The sequence below is a fragment of the Xenophilus sp. genome (genome assembly GCF_044462705.1).
In the GTDB taxonomy this organism is placed as follows: domain Bacteria; phylum Pseudomonadota; class Gammaproteobacteria; order Burkholderiales; family Burkholderiaceae_C; genus Xenophilus; species Xenophilus azovorans.
This window is the reverse complement of record NZ_JBIQNC010000014.1, coordinates 1-15,106: the sequence shown is the minus strand read 5'-3', so window position 1 is coordinate 15,106 and position 15,106 is coordinate 1. Positions and strand designations below refer to the sequence as shown.

At 71.4% G+C, this 15,106-nt stretch carries 14 protein-coding genes; 5 read left to right on the top strand and 9 right to left on the bottom strand.

The window, feature by feature from the left end; translation table 11 throughout:
- Positions 1-1,565 (bottom strand): ATP-dependent DNA helicase RecG (locus tag ACIY1X_RS04600; RefSeq protein WP_399678371.1); only part of this gene is annotated, 1,565 nt, incomplete at its 3' end.
- Between the two features lie 48 nt (positions 1,566-1,613).
- Here ACIY1X_RS04600 and queA point away from each other — a divergent pair.
- Genes queA through tgt form a run of 4 tightly spaced genes read left to right on the top strand, consistent with a single transcriptional unit; the run spans position 1,614 to position 6,964 of the window.
- Positions 1,614-2,660, top strand: a complete 1,047-nt coding sequence (gene queA, locus ACIY1X_RS04595) for a tRNA preQ1(34) S-adenosylmethionine ribosyltransferase-isomerase QueA (RefSeq protein WP_399678368.1) — start codon at positions 1,614-1,616, stop codon at positions 2,658-2,660.
- 24 nt (positions 2,661-2,684) lie between these two features.
- The gene (locus ACIY1X_RS04590; RefSeq protein ID WP_399678365.1) at positions 2,685-4,544 is read left to right on the top strand and encodes a M48 family metallopeptidase; all 1,860 of its coding nucleotides are present in this window, start codon (positions 2,685-2,687) and stop codon (positions 4,542-4,544) included.
- A gap of 3 nt (positions 4,545-4,547) precedes the next feature.
- Positions 4,548-5,789 carry a PQQ-dependent sugar dehydrogenase gene (locus ACIY1X_RS04585; protein WP_399678364.1) on the top strand — a complete coding sequence of 414 codons (1,242 nt, stop codon included), beginning with the start codon at positions 4,548-4,550 and terminating at the stop codon, positions 5,787-5,789.
- Positions 5,786-6,964: a tRNA guanosine(34) transglycosylase Tgt gene (gene tgt, locus ACIY1X_RS04580; RefSeq protein ID WP_399678361.1), complete on the top strand. Its 1,179-nt coding sequence runs from the start codon at positions 5,786-5,788 to the stop codon at positions 6,962-6,964. Before ACIY1X_RS04585 ends, tgt begins: the two co-directional genes overlap by 4 nt.
- Before the next feature lie 70 nt (positions 6,965-7,034).
- On the opposite strand, the gene ACIY1X_RS04575 is transcribed toward tgt, so the two are convergent.
- From ACIY1X_RS04575 to ACIY1X_RS04540, 8 genes are all read right to left on the bottom strand, one after another.
- Positions 7,035-7,418 carry a DUF3597 domain-containing protein gene (locus ACIY1X_RS04575; protein ID WP_038202020.1) on the bottom strand — a complete coding sequence of 128 codons (384 nt, stop codon included), beginning with the start codon at positions 7,416-7,418 and terminating at the stop codon, positions 7,035-7,037.
- Between the two features lie 161 nt (positions 7,419-7,579).
- Positions 7,580-8,671: a serine endopeptidase gene (locus ACIY1X_RS04570; protein WP_399678358.1), complete on the bottom strand. Its 1,092-nt coding sequence runs from the start codon at positions 8,669-8,671 to the stop codon at positions 7,580-7,582.
- Between the two features lie 35 nt (positions 8,672-8,706).
- Positions 8,707-9,549, bottom strand: a complete 843-nt coding sequence (locus tag ACIY1X_RS04565; protein WP_399678417.1) for a DUF2145 domain-containing protein — start codon at positions 9,547-9,549, stop codon at positions 8,707-8,709.
- Positions 9,550-9,596: 47 nt separating this feature from the next.
- Complete coding sequence (locus tag ACIY1X_RS04560; protein WP_399678414.1) at positions 9,597-10,070, bottom strand: hypothetical protein; 474 nt, start codon at positions 10,068-10,070, stop codon at positions 9,597-9,599.
- Positions 10,071-10,129: 59 nt separating this feature from the next.
- Positions 10,130-10,615 (bottom strand): YiaA/YiaB family inner membrane protein, encoded by a 486-nt coding sequence (locus ACIY1X_RS04555; RefSeq protein ID WP_038202668.1) that lies wholly within the window; start codon positions 10,613-10,615, stop codon positions 10,130-10,132.
- Positions 10,616-10,745: 130 nt separating this feature from the next.
- Positions 10,746-11,387, bottom strand: a complete 642-nt coding sequence (locus tag ACIY1X_RS04550) for a phosphatase PAP2 family protein (protein WP_399678356.1) — start codon at positions 11,385-11,387, stop codon at positions 10,746-10,748.
- A gap of 58 nt (positions 11,388-11,445) precedes the next feature.
- The gene (locus ACIY1X_RS04545) at positions 11,446-13,392 is read right to left on the bottom strand and encodes an MFS transporter (protein WP_399678353.1); all 1,947 of its coding nucleotides are present in this window, start codon (positions 13,390-13,392) and stop codon (positions 11,446-11,448) included.
- A gap of 38 nt (positions 13,393-13,430) precedes the next feature.
- A complete protein-coding gene (locus ACIY1X_RS04540; RefSeq protein ID WP_399678351.1) occupies positions 13,431-14,261 on the bottom strand; it encodes a hypothetical protein in 831 nt (276 codons plus the stop codon).
- A 123-nt stretch (positions 14,262-14,384) separates the two neighbouring features.
- Here ACIY1X_RS04540 and ACIY1X_RS04535 point away from each other — a divergent pair.
- Positions 14,385-15,106 (top strand): helix-turn-helix domain-containing protein (locus ACIY1X_RS04535; RefSeq protein ID WP_399678348.1); only part of this gene is annotated, 722 nt, incomplete at its 3' end.

Sequence of the window (15,106 nt, the reverse complement as noted above, 5' to 3'; positions counted from 1 at the left end):
ACGCGCTCGCCCAGCGCCTCGGCCAGCTCGTCGCGCGTGGCGGTGGCGTTGCGCAGGTCGACGGCCTCGCTCTCCTCGATCAGCGGGCAGACCCAGTAGACCTGCCGGCCCTGGGCGAGCTGTCCCTGGATGCGCTCGATCACCTCGTCGCGGCGGTGCTCGGCCACCAGCCTGGTGATGACGGGCGTGCGGCCGGGCGGCAGTTCGTCGAGGGTGGAGACGTCCAGGTCGGCGTAGTAGCTCATCGCCAGCGTGCGCGGGATGGGGGTGGCGCTCATCATCAGCAGGTGCGGCTCCAGCGCGCCTTCGGCCTTGCCGCGCAACGCGAGCCGCTGCGCCACGCCGAAGCGGTGCTGCTCGTCGACGATGGCCAGCGCCAGCCGGGCGAAGCGCACCTTCTCCGAGATGACGGCGTGCGTGCCGACCACCAGCGCCGCCTCGCCGCTCTCCACGGCGGCGGCCATCGCGTCGCGCTCGCGCTTCTTCTGGCTGCCGGTGAGCCAGGCCACGCGCAGGCCGCGCTCGGCCAGCAGCGGGTCGAGCCAGCCCACCAGCTTGCCGAAGTGCTGCGAGGCGAGGATCTCGGTCGGTGCCATCAGCGCGCACTGGAAGCCCGCGTCGATGCAGCGCGCCGCGGCCAGCGCCGCCACCAGCGTCTTGCCGGAGCCGACGTCGCCCTGCAGCAAACGATGCATCGGCTGCGCGCGCGCCAGATCGCCGGCGATCTCGCCGTCGGCGCGGCGCTGGGCGCCGGTGGGCGTGAAGGGCAGCACGCCGAGCAGCTGCGCATGCAGCGAGCCGGCGCCGGCCGGCGCGCGCAGGGTGGGCGCCCGCTGCGCCGCGCGCTCGCGCCGCGCCTGCAGTTGCGAGAGCTGCTGTGCCAGCAGCTCCTCCGCCTTCAGCCGCTGCCAGGCAGGATGGCTGTGGTCCTCCAGCGTCGCCAGCGCCACGTCGGGCGCCGGGTAGTGCAGGAAGGACAGCGCCTCGCGCAGCCCCCAGGCGCGCGGCGGCATCAGGTGCGCCGGCACGATGTCGTCCAGCGGCGCGCGCGCCAGCCCGGCCTGCACGGCGCGGCGCAGCACGGGCTGCGCCAGGCCGGCCGTGGTGCCGTACACGGGCGTGAGCGCCAGCGGCAGCGGCGTGCCGGCAGCCTTGACGGTCGGGTGCATCATGGTCCGCCCCAGGAAGCCGCCCTTGACCTCGCCCCGCACCCGCACCCGGCTGCCCGGCGCCAACTGCTTCTGCTGCGAGGGGTAGAAGTTGAAGAAGCGCAGCTGCACCGTGTCACTGCCGTCCTGAAGCGTGGCCAGCAGCTGGCGGCGCGGGCGGTAGACCACCTCGCAGTCGGTGATCACGCCCTCCACCTGCGCCGTGTCGCCCTCGCGCGTGACGGCCAGGGGCACGATGCGCGTCTCGTCCTCGTAGCGCAGCGGCAGGTACAGCGCGAAGTCGATGTCGCGCACCAGGCCCAGCTTCTTCAGCGCGCGCTGCACGGCGCTCTCGCCGCTGCCGGGGGCGCGCTGCGGGGGCGCATCGGCAGGGGCGGCGGGCTTGGAAACGGGCATGGGAGAATTCTGCCCTCCCCTTGGCACGGGCTTGTCCAGCCCTCAAGCATGCGTTCCTTCACCCTCTCCGACTTCGATTTCGCGCTGCCGCCCGAGCTGGTGGCGCAGCACCCCGCCGCCGAACGCTCCGCCTCGCGGCTGCTCGACGGCACCACCTCACCGCCCACCGACCGCATCTTCCGCGACCTGCCCAGCTTGCTGCGTGCAGGCGACCTGCTGGTCTTCAACGACACGCAGGTGGTCAAGGCGCGCCTGTTCGGCGAGAAGCCGACCGGCGGCAGGCTGGAGCTGCTGGTCGAACGCGTGCTGTCAGACGGCGAGGTCGTCTGCCACATGAAGGTGAGCAAGAAGCCGCGCGTGGGCACGGTGCTGCGCATGGTGGGCGGCTTCCGCGCGACGCTGCTGGGCCGCTGGCCCGAGAAGGATGGCGCCCTGTTCCGCCTTGCCTTCGACAGCGACGACGGCGCCGACCCCTACGCCCTGATGGCGCGCCACGGCCACGTGCCGCTGCCGCCGTACATCGCGCATGCCGATTCCGAGGACGACGTGCGCCGCTACCAGACCGTGTTCGCCCGCGTGCCCGGCGCCGTGGCCGCGCCGACGGCGGCGCTGCACTTCGACGAAGCGCTGCTCGCGCAACTGGACGCCGCCGGCGTGCAGCGCGCCAGCGTGACGCTGCACGTGGGCGCCGGCACCTTCCAGCCCGTCAAGACCGAGAACATCGCCGAGCACGTGATGCACGCCGAGCGCTACGAGGTGCCGCCGGCGACGCAGCAGGCCATCGCCGACTGCCATGCGCGCGGCGGCCGCGTGGTGGCGGTGGGCACGACCACCGTGCGCACGCTCGAATCCTGGGCCGCGAGCGGCGAGGCGTCGGGCGACACGCGCATCTTCATCACGCCCGGCTTCCGCTTCCGGCACGTCGACCGGCTCGTCACCAACTTCCACCTGCCCAAGAGCACGCTGATGATGCTGGTGAGCGCCTTCGCCGGGTACGAGCACATCATGGCGCTGTACGCGCATGCCGTGCGCGAGCGCTACCGCTTCTTCAGCTACGGCGACGCGATGCTGCTGGCGCGCGCCGGCGACGCCTGAATCACACCAAGGAGGAAAAACAACATGCAAGAAGACTCTCTGCGCAAGGACTTCGCCAAGGCCATCCTGTGGTCGCTGCTGGCGCTGTTCCTCATCCCGGCCGCCTGCCTGTGGTTCACCACGCACTCGCTGGCCGAGGACCAGGCGAAGCTGAACCGCGCCGTCGCCGCGCGCATGGCGAAGGACCCGCGCCTCTCGGCCGCCGAGCGCGAGGAGATCCAGTCTTTCTACGCCCGCCATCCCATGGCGCAGCTGTGCCGCGACGACGCCCCGGAGGCCGCGCGCTTCCGCGCCGCCAGCTGTCCGGCCTACGGCGAGCTGTGGCAGTTCACCTGGATGCGTGTGCTCTCCATCGCCACGCTGGTGGCCGGCGTCGCCATCCTGGCCTGGCTGGCACTGCTGGGCGCGCTGGCCTTCGTCAACCGCGCTCTGCAGTACGCCAGCTTCGTCGCCGGCTGGCGCACCCTCACTTTCGCCAGCGCCGCGATGGTGGTGGTGCAGGGCGCAATGTGCGTGTGGCTGTCGTTCTGGGTCACGGCCTTCTACACGCACAAGTACTACCCCAAGCTCATCATCGCCGTCGGCCTGGTGGTGCTGGGGGCGGCCATCTTGGTGATCGTGAAGATCTTCCAGCGCAGCGCCGAGGGCAGCGCGGCGGACGGCGAGCTGGTGTCGGACGCCGACGCGCCGCGCCTGTGGCAGCGCATCCGCGACATGGCCGCCCGGCTGGGCACGCCCGCGCCCGACCACCTGATCGCGGGCATCGACGCCAACTTCTTCGTCACCGAGGCGCCGCTGGCCGTCGGCGGACAGGTGCTGCAGGGGCGCAAGCTCTATGTGAGCGTGCCCCTGCTGCGCCAACTCGACCGCGAGGAGGCCGACGCCGTGCTGGCCCACGAGCTGGCGCACCTGAGCGGCGGCGACGCGCGCAGCAGCGCCGCGCTCGGCCCCAAGCTCGACCAATTCGACCGCTACCTGGCACACCTCTACGAAGGCGGCGCCTCGCGCGTGGTGCTGCCCTTCCTGCGGCTGTACCGCATGGTCTTCCAGCTCGCCCTGTCGCGCGAGAGCCGCGCGCGCGAGTTCATGGCCGACGGCACCGCGGCCCGGCTGGTGTCGCCGCGCGCGATCAGCCACTCGCTGGTCAAGATCGCCGCCTACGCCAGCTACCGCGCCGACACCGAGGGGCGCCTGTTCAGCCGCGACGAGCGGCTGGGCGAATCGCTGGGCATCGGCCACAGCGTGGCCTCGGGCCTGCCGCAATGGGCCGGCTCGGAGGCCTTCATGGAGGCCATGACCGAGGGCCGCGTGCCGCACCCCTACGACAGCCACCCGCCGCTGCGCGAGCGCATGGCCCAGGTCGGCCACGTGGAGCCCGAGGCGCGCTTCGCCGCCATCGTGACGCAGCCGGCGGCCGCCACCTGGGTGGACGACATCGCCACCGCGGCCGAGATCGAGTCGCGCCTGTGGGCCGCCTACGAGCAGGACTTCGCCGCCGAGCACGAGCACCACCTGGCCTGGCGCTACGAGCCGGCCAGCGACGAGGAACGGGCGCTGGTGCTCAAGCACTTCCCCGCGCAGTCCTTCGCGCTGAAGGACGGCCGCAGCGTCACCATCGCCTACACCGGCATCGCACCGCCCGACGGCAGCGCAGAGATCGTGTGGGACGCCGTCAAAGGCCTCGAATACAAGGACGGCAGCTTCGGCGACACGCTGGTCGTCAAGCTCAACGAGAAGGGCCTGGTCGGCGCCAAGGCGGTCAAGCTCAAGCTCGCGGGCCTCAAGGGCGAGGCGAAACAGCAGTTCAAGGCGGTGCTCGGCCACTACTGGCAGCGGCACCAGCACATGCGGGCCTACCAGGCCTTCAACGCCGCTACGGCCTGAGCCATGCGTGCGCTCCCGTCGTCGATCCTGAAGGTCCTGCTGGCCACGCTGCCGGCGTTGGCCGCCGCGCGCGGCTACACGCCGCAGGGCGCGTGCGGCGACTTCGCCCGGCTGTCCGTCGCCAGCCCGCCCGGCACCTGCGTGGCGCTGCTGGCGGACGAGGCCGAGGGCCTGCGCGCGCCGCGCCGCATCCTCGAAGTCGCGCCGGGCCGCTACTGGATCGCCGACATGGGTTCGTGGGAGCCGCGCCGCGGCCGCCTGCTGGAGATGACGCTGCCCGCGGACGGCCCCGCGCCCCGCCGCGCGCGCATCGCCGTGCTGGCCAGCGGGCTGGACCGGCCCTCGGGCCTGGCGCTCGGCCCCGGCGGCAAGGTCTACGTCGGCGAGGCGGGCCAGGTGTGGCGCACCGTGGTGCCCGCCCCCGGCGGCGCGCTGCAGCGCGAGACGGTGCTCGACCAACTGCCCGCCGACGGCACGCACCCGCTCAAGGAGATCGCCTTCGGCCCCGGCAACCGCCTGTACGTCAACGTCGGCTCCAGCAGCGACGCCTGCCGCGAGGGCAGCCAGCCGCCCGCCCTGCCCTGCCCCGACGGCCAGGGCGAGCGCCCGCGCGCCGCGGTGTACGAGGCGCAGCTCGGCGGCCCGCAGATGACGGTGCAGCGCTTCGCGCCCTTCGCCACCGGCCTGCGCAACAGCATGGCACTGGCCGTGCTGCCCGGCGGCGCCGAAGGCCGCGTGCTGCAGGGCGAGAACTCCATCGACTACCGCGACCCGCAGTCGCCGCCGGAGGAGCTGAACCTGCTGCAGCGCGGCCGCCACTACGGCTGGCCCTACTGCGTCGGCATGCGCAGGAACGCACAGGGCTACGAAGGCCGCTACGACTGCGCAAAGACCGAAGCGCCGCTGGCCCTGTGGCCTGCGCATGCCGCGCCGCTGCAGATGATCCCCGGCCCGGCCAGCACGCCCTTCGCCGGCCAGTTGCTCGTCGCCTGGCGCGGCCCGCAGGCCAGCGGCCACCGCGTCGTCGGCTTCCGGCTCGGCAAGGACGGCCTGCCCGCCGGCAAGCCGATCGACTGGCTGGCCGGCTGGCATGCCCAGGCCGGTGCACGCCCGATGGGCCGCCCCACCGGTATCGCGGTGGACCGCGCCGGCCGCCTGCTGGTGGTCGAGGACTACAACCGCACTGTGCTGATGCTGCTGCCCCAGGCGCCGGCCGCCGCCCCAACCCCTTCCCCGAAAAAATGACCGCCCTGCGCTTCGACCTGCTCGCCACCGACCCCGACAGCCACGCCCGCCGCGGCACGCTCACGCTCAACCACGGCGTGGTGCAGACGCCCATCTTCATGCCCGTGGGCACCTACGGCACCGTCAAGGGCGTGATGCCGCGCAGCCTGGAGGACATGGGCGCGCAGATCATCCTGGGCAACACCTTCCACCTGTGGATGCGCCCGGGGCTGGACGTGATGCAGTCGTTCGGCGGGCTGCACCGCTTCGAGCAGTGGAACCGGCCCATCCTCACCGACTCGGGCGGCTTCCAGGTGTGGAGCCTGGGTGCGATGCGCAAGATCAGCGAGGAAGGCGTGCGCTTCGCCTCGCCCGTCAACGGCGACAAGCTGCTGCTCACGCCCGAGGTCTCGATGCAGATCCAGACCATCCTCAACAGCGACATCGTCATGCAGTTCGACGAGTGCACGCCCTACGACACGAACGGCCACGTGACCACCGAGGCCGAGGCGCGCCACTCGATGGAACTGAGCCTGCGCTGGGCCAAGCGCTGCCAGGCGGAGTTCGCGCGCCTTTCGAACCCCAACGCCCTCTTCGGCATCGTGCAGGGCGGCATGTTCGAGCACTTGCGCGAGGCGTCGCTGGCGGCGCTGGTCGACATGGACTTCCCCGGCTACGCCATCGGCGGCGTGAGCGTGGGCGAGCCCAAGGACGAGATGCTGCGCATCATGGCCCACACGCCGCATCGCCTGCCGGCGCACAAGCCGCGCTACCTGATGGGCGTGGGCACGCCCGAGGACCTGGTGCAGGGCGTGGCCGACGGCGTGGACATGTTCGACTGCGTGATGCCGACCCGCAACGCGCGCAACGGCACCATCTTCACCCGCTACGGCGACCTGAAGCTGCGCAACGCCCGCCACAAGAGCGACCACCAGCCGCTGGATCCGAGCTGCACCTGCCATGCCTGCGCCGGCACGAGCGGCGTGAGCTGGGAACAGGGTGGCCGCGCAGGCTTCAGCCGCGCCTACCTGCACCACCTGGACCGCTGCGGCGAGATGCTGGGGCCGATGCTCACCACCGTCCACAACCTGCACTACTACCTGAACCTGATGCGCGAGGTGCGCGAGGCGCTGGACGCAGGCGCCTACACGGCCTTCCGCGCCCGCTTCAAGGCCGACCGCGCGCGAGGCGTGTGACATCTCCATGAACGGAAAGGCCCGGCAGCGTTTCCGCTGCCGGGCCTTCGCCTTGGCGGGCGATCTCGGATCAGTCGCGCAGCTCGGGCGGCAGCGTGCCGCCGTTGGCCGCGATGCGGCTCATCACCTGCTTGTGCAGCCAGATGTTCCACTCGGCCGAGCCGGGTTCGGCGTTGCCGGTGTAGATCAGTTCATTGGCCAGTTCCTTGCGCGCCGCCAGGCTGCTGTCCAGTCCCAGCAGCTTGAGCAGGTCGACGATGGAGGTGCGCCAGTTCAGCGCGCTGGCGCCGGGCATCGCGTCGAGGATGGGTGCCACCTCGCCCAGCGGGATGGCCGGAGGCGGTGCCGGCACGGCCGGGGCGCCGGCGGGCGCGGCCGCGGGCGGCGCAGCCACCACCTCGGAGGCGTTGGCCGACGGGAAAATCTTGGAAAAAATCTTTCCGAAAAAGCTCATGGATACGGTCCTCGTCGTTCGTGTTGCGGGCCGGCGGCACGGCAAGCCTGCCGCCGGCTGCGCGCGGGATGCGGCGCAGGGCGCAGTTCTAACACTTTGCGGCGACGGCACTGGTAAAGATTGGCGTCGATCGTGCGGAAAGCCCGAACACCGCGACGCGATCAGCCGGGCGAGGCGGCAGCCTGTACCCCGTCCGGCTGCGCTGACGTGCCGCAGTCCGGGCAGAAGCGCGAGAAGGCGCTCTTGCGCGCCTGGCAGTGCCCGCAATGGTCGAACAGGCCGATGCCGCAGTGCGGGCAGAAATTCAGCGCCCCGCCCGTGGGCTGCCCCGCCGCGGCCGCCTTCAGGTCCACCGGCCGCTCGCAGCCCGGGCACACGCCCTTGGCCAGGCGCGCCAGCGCGGTGTCGTAGCCGAGTGCCTCGCGCCGCTGCTCGGCCGAATGGGCCTCGGCCTCCCTCTGCCGCGCCAGGTAGCGCTGCAGCCCGACGATGACATAGCGCCCCACCAGCACCGTGATGATGAGGCCCACGATGTAGCGGACGTAGCCGCCATAGCTGGGCAGGTAGGGCACCAGCTCGACGAAGAAGGCGAACAGGGCGAAGAGGATGAAGCCCCAGACGAAGGGCCACCAGGTGCTCTGGCGCTTCTTCGCGAACAGCCAGCCCGCCACCGCCAGCAGCGGCAGCGTGAGCGCCAGGCGGTAGAGGAACACGCGCAGCTCGACGCGGCGCTGCTCGGCCTCCAGCTTCTCGTACGCCTCGGCCTCCAACGCATGCAGCTCCGCCTGTCGCGCCTCCTGTTCCTGGCGGGCATCCAGGCGCTGCTGGCGCTGGGCGGCCACCTGGCGCTGTGCATCGTCCTCGGCGGCCTTGAGCGCATCGAGCTGGCGCGTGCGGGCGATGAGTTCAGCGTCCTGCTGCGGCAGCTGCGTGGCGCGGCGCGTGGCCAGCCAGTTGTCGAAGGTCTCGCGGGCGTTGCGGCTGGCCTGGCCGGTGGCCTGCACCTGCAGTTGCGCCTGGTCGAGCGCGCGCTGCGCGGCCTGCGCCTTCTCCTCGGCCTGGCGCACCGACTCGCGCAGCGCGTCGGCACGCCCGGGCGGCATGAAGTCCTCCAGTTGCAGCGTGCGCTCGACACGCGGCAGATCGCCCACCACCGTGCCGCCCAGGCCGATCAGGAAACCGGCGAAGACCAGCGCCACCAGCCACAGGCCGCGGCGGAACCACTTCTCCGACAGACGCAGCGATTTGCTCATTGACAGTTCCTTCCTTGGAGACGCCGAACAGGCTCTCAGATTTTCAGGCGCACCGGCGGCGCACCCAGGCCGGCGCGCGGCAGCCACTCGAAGACCGAGTCCACCGTCACCGTCTCGATGCGATCCGAGAAGCGCTTCTCGTTCGGATGATCGTCGAAGGCGACGTTCGCGGCGCTGATGCGTCCGCCCAGCCGGGTGAGCGGCCCGAGCCGCAGCGTGGTCGGCTCGTAGCCCTTGAAGCGCAGCCAGGCCTGCGCCTGCGTGCGCTGGCGCACCGTGCCGGGCTCCATCGCCAGGGCCAGGGTCTCGATGGCCCACTGGTTGGACTGCTGGTACTTCTGCCCCCAGGCGTAGCTGACGAGGCTGTAGGACCGCGTCGAAACCACCGACAGCGCCCGCGAGAGCTGCGGCGCCGGCTGCGAAAGCAGCGCCCACAACTGCTGCTGCACCTGCAGCGAGGGCACCTCCCATGCCGCCTCGTAGCGCCAGGGATCGTCGAGGAAGAACTCGCCCAGGCCCTGGCGCTGCACGATCGCCTCGGCGGTACCGCAGCGGTTGAGCTTGTGGACCACGCGCCAGGGGCCCTCGGCGCTCTTGTAGGCCCAGCCCATGTGCGACCAGGTCAGGCCGTAGCGGCTCAGGTCCTGGCCGGCCCGGGCCAGCACCACCACCCGGGCGCCGCTGGCGTCCAGCGCCTGCGAGGTGCGCTGCGCCAGCTCCAGGCCGCGGGAGAGCGCGGCAGCCGTGGGCTGCCGTTCCTCGCACGAACGGCCGGCATGGGCCGACACCGGAAACAGGACCAGCCCCGCGAACGCCACCAGCGCGATGAGCAGTGCCGTGTGCAGCAGCCGGCGCAGCCAGCGGCGGCTTCGCGGCATCCGGGTCTCCTCCAGCTCGTAGGGGCCGAAGTTGGTGCGCGGCGGCCTCACAGCAGCCTCTCGTCGTGCAGCAGCGCCCGGCCGATGGCGTTGGGGATGAAGGCCAGCACTTCCCCAGCGGCCGAGAGCAGCACGCCGGTGCCGATCACGCTGACCTCCACCGACGCGCCCGTCGCCACCGACACCGCGCGGGCGCCGCGGTCCATCAGCCGCACGCTGGCCTGCGCGCCGTCGGAAGCACGCTCCAGCAGGTAGACGGTGCCGTCGGCCGAGGCTTCGACCGCCTTCACCGTGAGCACCGCGCCGCCCACCGACAGCGCGGCCGGCAGCGCCAGCGCCGTCGCGCCGACGGCGCCCGCCGCCGATGCGGCGCCCACGACGGAAGCCACCGGCAGCAGCGACAGGGCGGTAGAGGCTTCGCTCTGCGCCCGTGCAGGCGAGGCAGCCCCCAGGGCCAGGGCGACGGCCAGGCCCACGGCGGCGAACACCGAACGAATGGAAGACGAACACGTGGCTTGCATGGTCATGACGGACTCCTGCGTGAAGTGGATTCGTGAGGAAGAAGAAGGCGCGCCAGGCTTCACTCGCCCCGCGCGGCATCGCGTGCCTCGAGGGCTTCGCGGCGGCCGGCCAGGCGGGCGTCGGCCAGGTCGGCTTCATGGCGGTCGCGCAGCATCTTGGCCAGCGTGAAGGCCGAGCTGACCAGGAACAGCCAGCTCACGCCGAGGTAGGCCTTGTAGGCCTCGTTGATCGGCATGCGCAGCAGGCCCCAGGCCGTCAGGCCCATGGCGGTGACGAAGCCGCCCCACACCACCAGCTTCCACATCGGCGTGTCGCCGGCGGCGCCCGGATGCTGGTTGTCGCGCACGAACTTGGCCAGCATGAACACCGCCGAAAGGCAGAACACGTAGCCCATCACCATGAAGGCGCGCTCTAAGTTCTCGCCCGGCAGCCAGGCCAGGCCGGTGGCGCACAGGAAGACGGCGATGCCGAAGGAGGCCCAGGTCTGGAACTGCCAGGCGCGGGTGTCGCGCTGGATGCGGACGAGGGGGGCGGAGGTGTGCATGTGCTTGGTGCCTTGCGGCGGAGTTGAGGTGAGGCGGATGGTGCGGGCCATGCCGCGCAGGCGCATCGAATGAATGCACCCGTCTCCTTCAAGAACCTCATGGGTATCGGATTTCGATACCCTCCCTGCTTCACCAGCGGCGCGGCGCGGGGCGGGTGCCCTGGTGCAGATCGGCTCGGGTGTAGGGCCGGTCGTGGCCGGCCAGTTCCACGGCCAGCCAGGCGACGAAGTCATGGGTGGGCGCGCGCCACCCCGGCTCCACCACCAGCAGCGGGGCCAGCAGCGCCGCGAACACCCAGTGGGCACGGATGCGCAGGTGCGGCCAGCGGCGCTGCCGCAGCAGAAAGACGAGGCTGGCCGACGCGCCCAGCGCAAAGCCGGCGCCGACCTCCGTGGCCGAATGCGCGTCGAGCGCCATGCGCGACACGCCGATCAGCGCGCCCAGCAGCCAGCCGGCAGCCGCCAGCGCCACGCGCAGCCGGTGCGTGCCGCGCGAACCCATGAGCCACAGTGCAACCGGCCAGAAGCAGGTCGAGAGCGCCGTGTGCCCGCTGATGCCGGTGAAGTCGAGCGCAGCGCTGCCCACCCCCCAGCCGAGGAAGAGCAGCTTCGTCAGGGCCACCAGCGCGCCGGTGGCGCCGAAGCACAGCACCCAGGTCCAGCCCTGCGGCCGCGTCGCCCGCGGGATCAGCAGCCACAGGGCGACCAGCGCCGCGCAAGGAAGCAGCAGCGCGCTGTCGCCCAGCCAGGTGAAGAGCTGCCAGCCGCTCACCGGATGCGCCCGGCGGGCATGGCGCCGTGGTGTGCGATGGAAGGGCGCGGCGGCAGGCTCACGAGGCCAGCAGTCCGTCCACGTGGCTGCGCATGGCCTCGGGCGCCAGCCCGGCCGGCGGCATGGCCGGCCCGACGTTCAGGCCCACGCGGCTGAGCAGGCCGCGGCGGAAGGGCCGCACCATCGCCACGTTCTCGCCGTTTCGCACCTCGATGCGGCTGAAGAAGGAACCCCACAGGTTGGTCAGTGCCATCGGAATCACCGGCGCTTCGATGCCTTCGGCGCGCGCGAGTTCGATGATCTTCATGACGCCGCCCTTGAAAGGCTGCAACTGCCCGTCGCGAGTGATGCCGCCCTCGGGGAAGATGCCCAGCAGGTCGCCCTCGCGCAGCACCGCCACGGCCTCGGCGAAGGCGCGTTCGTAGGCGGCGGCATCCTCCTTCTGTGGCGCGATGGGGATGGCCTTGGCCAGCCGGAACAGCCAGCCCAGCACCGGCACCTTGAAGATGCGGTGGTCCATGATGAATCGCACCGGCCGCGGGCTGGCCGCCATCAGCAGCACCGCATCGACGAAGCTGACGTGGTTGCACACCAGCACCGCGGGCCCTTCGGCGGGGATGTGCTCGTCGCCGCGCACCTTGTAGCGGTAGACGCAGCGCGAGGCCACCCAGGCGACGAAGCGCAACAGGTACTCGGGCACCAGCATGAAGATGTAGAAGGCCACCACCGCGTTGGCGATGCCGGTGAAGAGGAAGATCTGCGGGATGGTGAAGCCCGCCGCCAGCAGCGCGCCGGCGATGACGGCGCTGCCGATCATGAACAGCGCGTTGAGGATGTTGTTGGCGGCGATGACGCGCGCCCGGTGGGTGGGCTGGCTGCGCAGCTGGATCAGCGCATACATCGGCACGCTGTACAGGCCCGCGCACAGGCTCAGCAGCGCCAGGTCGGCCATCACGCGCCAGTGCGAGGCGTGGCCGACGAAGGCAGCGGCGCCCATCTCGGCCGCCGGCGGCAGCCCGCGCGAGGCGAAGTACAGGTCGATGGCGAACACGCTCATGCCGATGGCGCCCAGCGGCACCAGGCCGATCTCGACCTGCCGGTGCGACAGCGTCTCGCACAGCAGCGAGCCGATGCCGATGCCCACCGAGAACACCACCAGCAGCAGCGAGGCCACCTGCTCGTTGCCGTGCAGCACCTCCTTGGCGAAGGCCGGGAAGTTGCTCAGGAACACCGCGCCGAAGAACCACATCCACGAGATGCCGAGCAGCGAGCGGAACACCACCACGTTGCCGTGCGCGAGCTTCAGGTTGCGCCAGGTCTCGCTCACCGGGTTCCAGTTGATGCGCAGGCCCGGGTCGGTGGCCGCCGTGCGCGGGATCGCCTGCGCCGCCGCGCGGCCCGCCAGCGCCAGCAGCACGCAGCCGGCCGCCACCGTCGTGTGGCCGATGCCGGGCAGCGCCACCAGCAGGCCGCCGGCCACCTGGCCGAGCAGGATGGCGACGAAGGTCCCCATCTCCACCATGCCGTTGCCGCCGGTGAGCTCGCGCGCGTCGAGCACCTGCGGCAGGTACGCGTACTTGACCGGCCCGAACAGCGTGGAGTGCAGCCCCATGAGGAACACGCAGGCCAGCAGCACCGGCACGTGGGCCGCCACGAAGCCCCAGGCCGCGAGCAGCATGATCGCGATCTCGAGGTTCTTGACCAGGCGGATGATGACCGTCTTGTCGTACTTGTCGGTGAGCTGGCCGGCGGTGGCCGAGAACAGCAGAAAGGGCAGGATGAACAGCGCGCCGATCACCAGCCCGGCCATCGCCGGCTTCATCCAGGCGACCTGGAGCTGGTAGGTCACCATCACGGTGAAGGCGAACTTGAACAGGTTGTCGTTCGCGGCGCCGGCGAACTGCGTCCAGAAGAACGGGGCGAAGCGGCGCTGCCCCAGCAGCGCGAACTGGTTGGCCTGCGCGTTGGCGCCGGGCTGGGTGGGGTTGGAAGCGCTCGTGCTCATCGGCTGGATCCCTCGCTCTCGGCCTTGTCGTTCTTGCGTCATGCCGTGGCGGCGGCCGGCGCCGGATTGTGCCGCAGCCCTCCGCGCCCGGCGGCCCGCACCATGGCCAGCACCGGCAGGGCCGCCAGCGCCGCCACGAGATGCTTGAGCGTATGGCCCGACACCAGGTGGGCCGTGGCCTCGTAGATCGCGTGGTCGCCCACCTCCAGCAGCTTGGCCACGGCATAGCAGGCGATCACCGTGCCCAGGTTCAGCCCCAGGGCGCCGCGCACGCGGGGCGCGAGGGCCATCGCCAGCACCAGCGCCATGCCGCCGAACTGCACCAGCGCCCAGGGCAGCACGTTGCCCGTCTCGGCGGCGACGGCCGCCGCCAGCAGGCCGCCGGCCAGCGTGCACCAGGCCGTGGCCCAGCCGGCGCGGGGCGACACGCGCTCGCACACCGCCAGCCCGACCAGCCCGGCGAAGGCCACTGCCATGCCGGCGCGGTCCGCAGCCAGGCGATGGACGTCGGGCTGCAGGTGGAAGAAAGCCGAGCCGGCGGCCGTCACCAGCAGGCCGGCAAAGAACAGCCAGGCGCAGTCCAGCGCGTTCCCGGCGTGCTCGTCGGCACCGTGCTCCGGATGGGCGCAGCGGTCGGCGCGGTGCAGCCGCCACAGCCCCGCCAGCCCAAGCAGCGCAAAAGGCAGGTTGCTCAGCACGTCCAGCGCATTGGGCAGGCCGTGCCAGCCGCGACCGTCGGCGAAGCCAACCGCCAGCGCCGCCGGCATCGGCAGGGCCGGCGCGGCGGCGGCCAGCACCCAGAGGAGGAGAAGGAAACCGGCCAGCAGGCGTTCGCGGCGGCTCAGGGACGGGAGGACGGGGAAGGTCATGGGCGGCGGTCCGTGAAAAAGTTCCGGTGCACTGTAGGCAGGGCCGCCTCGGGAAAGAATCGAATTTCGATACGTATGAAGATTGGTGCATCATAGGTATTGAATTTCTATACTTCAACCGCCATGAGCACCACCGTCGATCTCGTCCACGCCATCAAGAACGAACTCAAGCACGCCCGCATGACCTACGCGGACCTGGCGGCCGCGCTGGGCATGGCCGAGTCCAGCGTCAAGCGCATGCTGGCGAAGGGCGACATGCCGCTGTCGCGGGTGGACGCGATCTGCCGCGCGCTGCGGCTGGACTTCGCCGACCTGGCGCGGTGGGTGGCCGACGCGCAGCCGCTGCTCAAGGAGCTGACGCAGGACCAGGAGAAGGCGGTGGTCAGGGACAAGAAGCTGCTGCTGGTCGCCATCAGCGTGCTGAGCCAGTGGACGCTGGAGCAGATCGTGGCCGCCTACCGCATCACCGAGGCGGAATGCATCGGCTACCTGGCGCAGCTCGACCGCATCGGCATCATCGAGCTGCGCCCGCTCAACCGCTACCGGCTCAAGCTGGCCAAGACCTTCCGCTGGCGTCCGCACGGGCCGGTGATGCAGTTCTTCCGCGACCACGTGGTGCTGGACTACTACCGCGGCGGCTTCGACGGCCCCGCCGAGGGGCTGCTGCTGGTGCACGGCAGCATCAGCCGCGCGCTGGCGCCGGCCTTCCTGGAGCGACTGCAGCGCGTGGCGCAGGATTTCGCGCAGCAGCACCAGACCGACCAGAAGCTCTCGCCCGACGACCGCGAGGGCTTCACCCTGCTGCTGGGCATGCGCAACTGGGAGTTCGAGCAGTTCACGCAGCT

Coding starts and splice junctions, on each gene's coding strand:
- queA (WP_399678368.1), top strand. CDS start 1,614: ATGCGTTCCTTCACCCTCTCCGACTTCGATTTCGCGCTGCCGCCCGAG.
- ACIY1X_RS04590 (WP_399678365.1), top strand. CDS start 2,685: ATGCAAGAAGACTCTCTGCGCAAGGACTTCGCCAAGGCCATCCTGTGG.
- ACIY1X_RS04585 (WP_399678364.1), top strand. CDS start 4,548: ATGCGTGCGCTCCCGTCGTCGATCCTGAAGGTCCTGCTGGCCACGCTG.
- tgt (WP_399678361.1), top strand. CDS start 5,786: ATGACCGCCCTGCGCTTCGACCTGCTCGCCACCGACCCCGACAGCCAC.
- ACIY1X_RS04575 (WP_038202020.1), bottom strand. CDS start 7,418: ATGAGCTTTTTCGGAAAGATTTTTTCCAAGATTTTCCCGTCGGCCAAC.
- ACIY1X_RS04570 (WP_399678358.1), bottom strand. CDS start 8,671: ATGAGCAAATCGCTGCGTCTGTCGGAGAAGTGGTTCCGCCGCGGCCTG.
- ACIY1X_RS04565 (WP_399678417.1), bottom strand. CDS start 9,549: ATGCCGCGAAGCCGCCGCTGGCTGCGCCGGCTGCTGCACACGGCACTG.
- ACIY1X_RS04560 (WP_399678414.1), bottom strand. CDS start 10,070: ATGCAAGCCACGTGTTCGTCTTCCATTCGTTCGGTGTTCGCCGCCGTG.
- ACIY1X_RS04555 (WP_038202668.1), bottom strand. CDS start 10,615: ATGCACACCTCCGCCCCCCTCGTCCGCATCCAGCGCGACACCCGCGCC.
- ACIY1X_RS04545 (WP_399678353.1), bottom strand. CDS start 13,392: ATGAGCACGAGCGCTTCCAACCCCACCCAGCCCGGCGCCAACGCGCAG.
- ACIY1X_RS04540 (WP_399678351.1), bottom strand. CDS start 14,261: ATGACCTTCCCCGTCCTCCCGTCCCTGAGCCGCCGCGAACGCCTGCTG.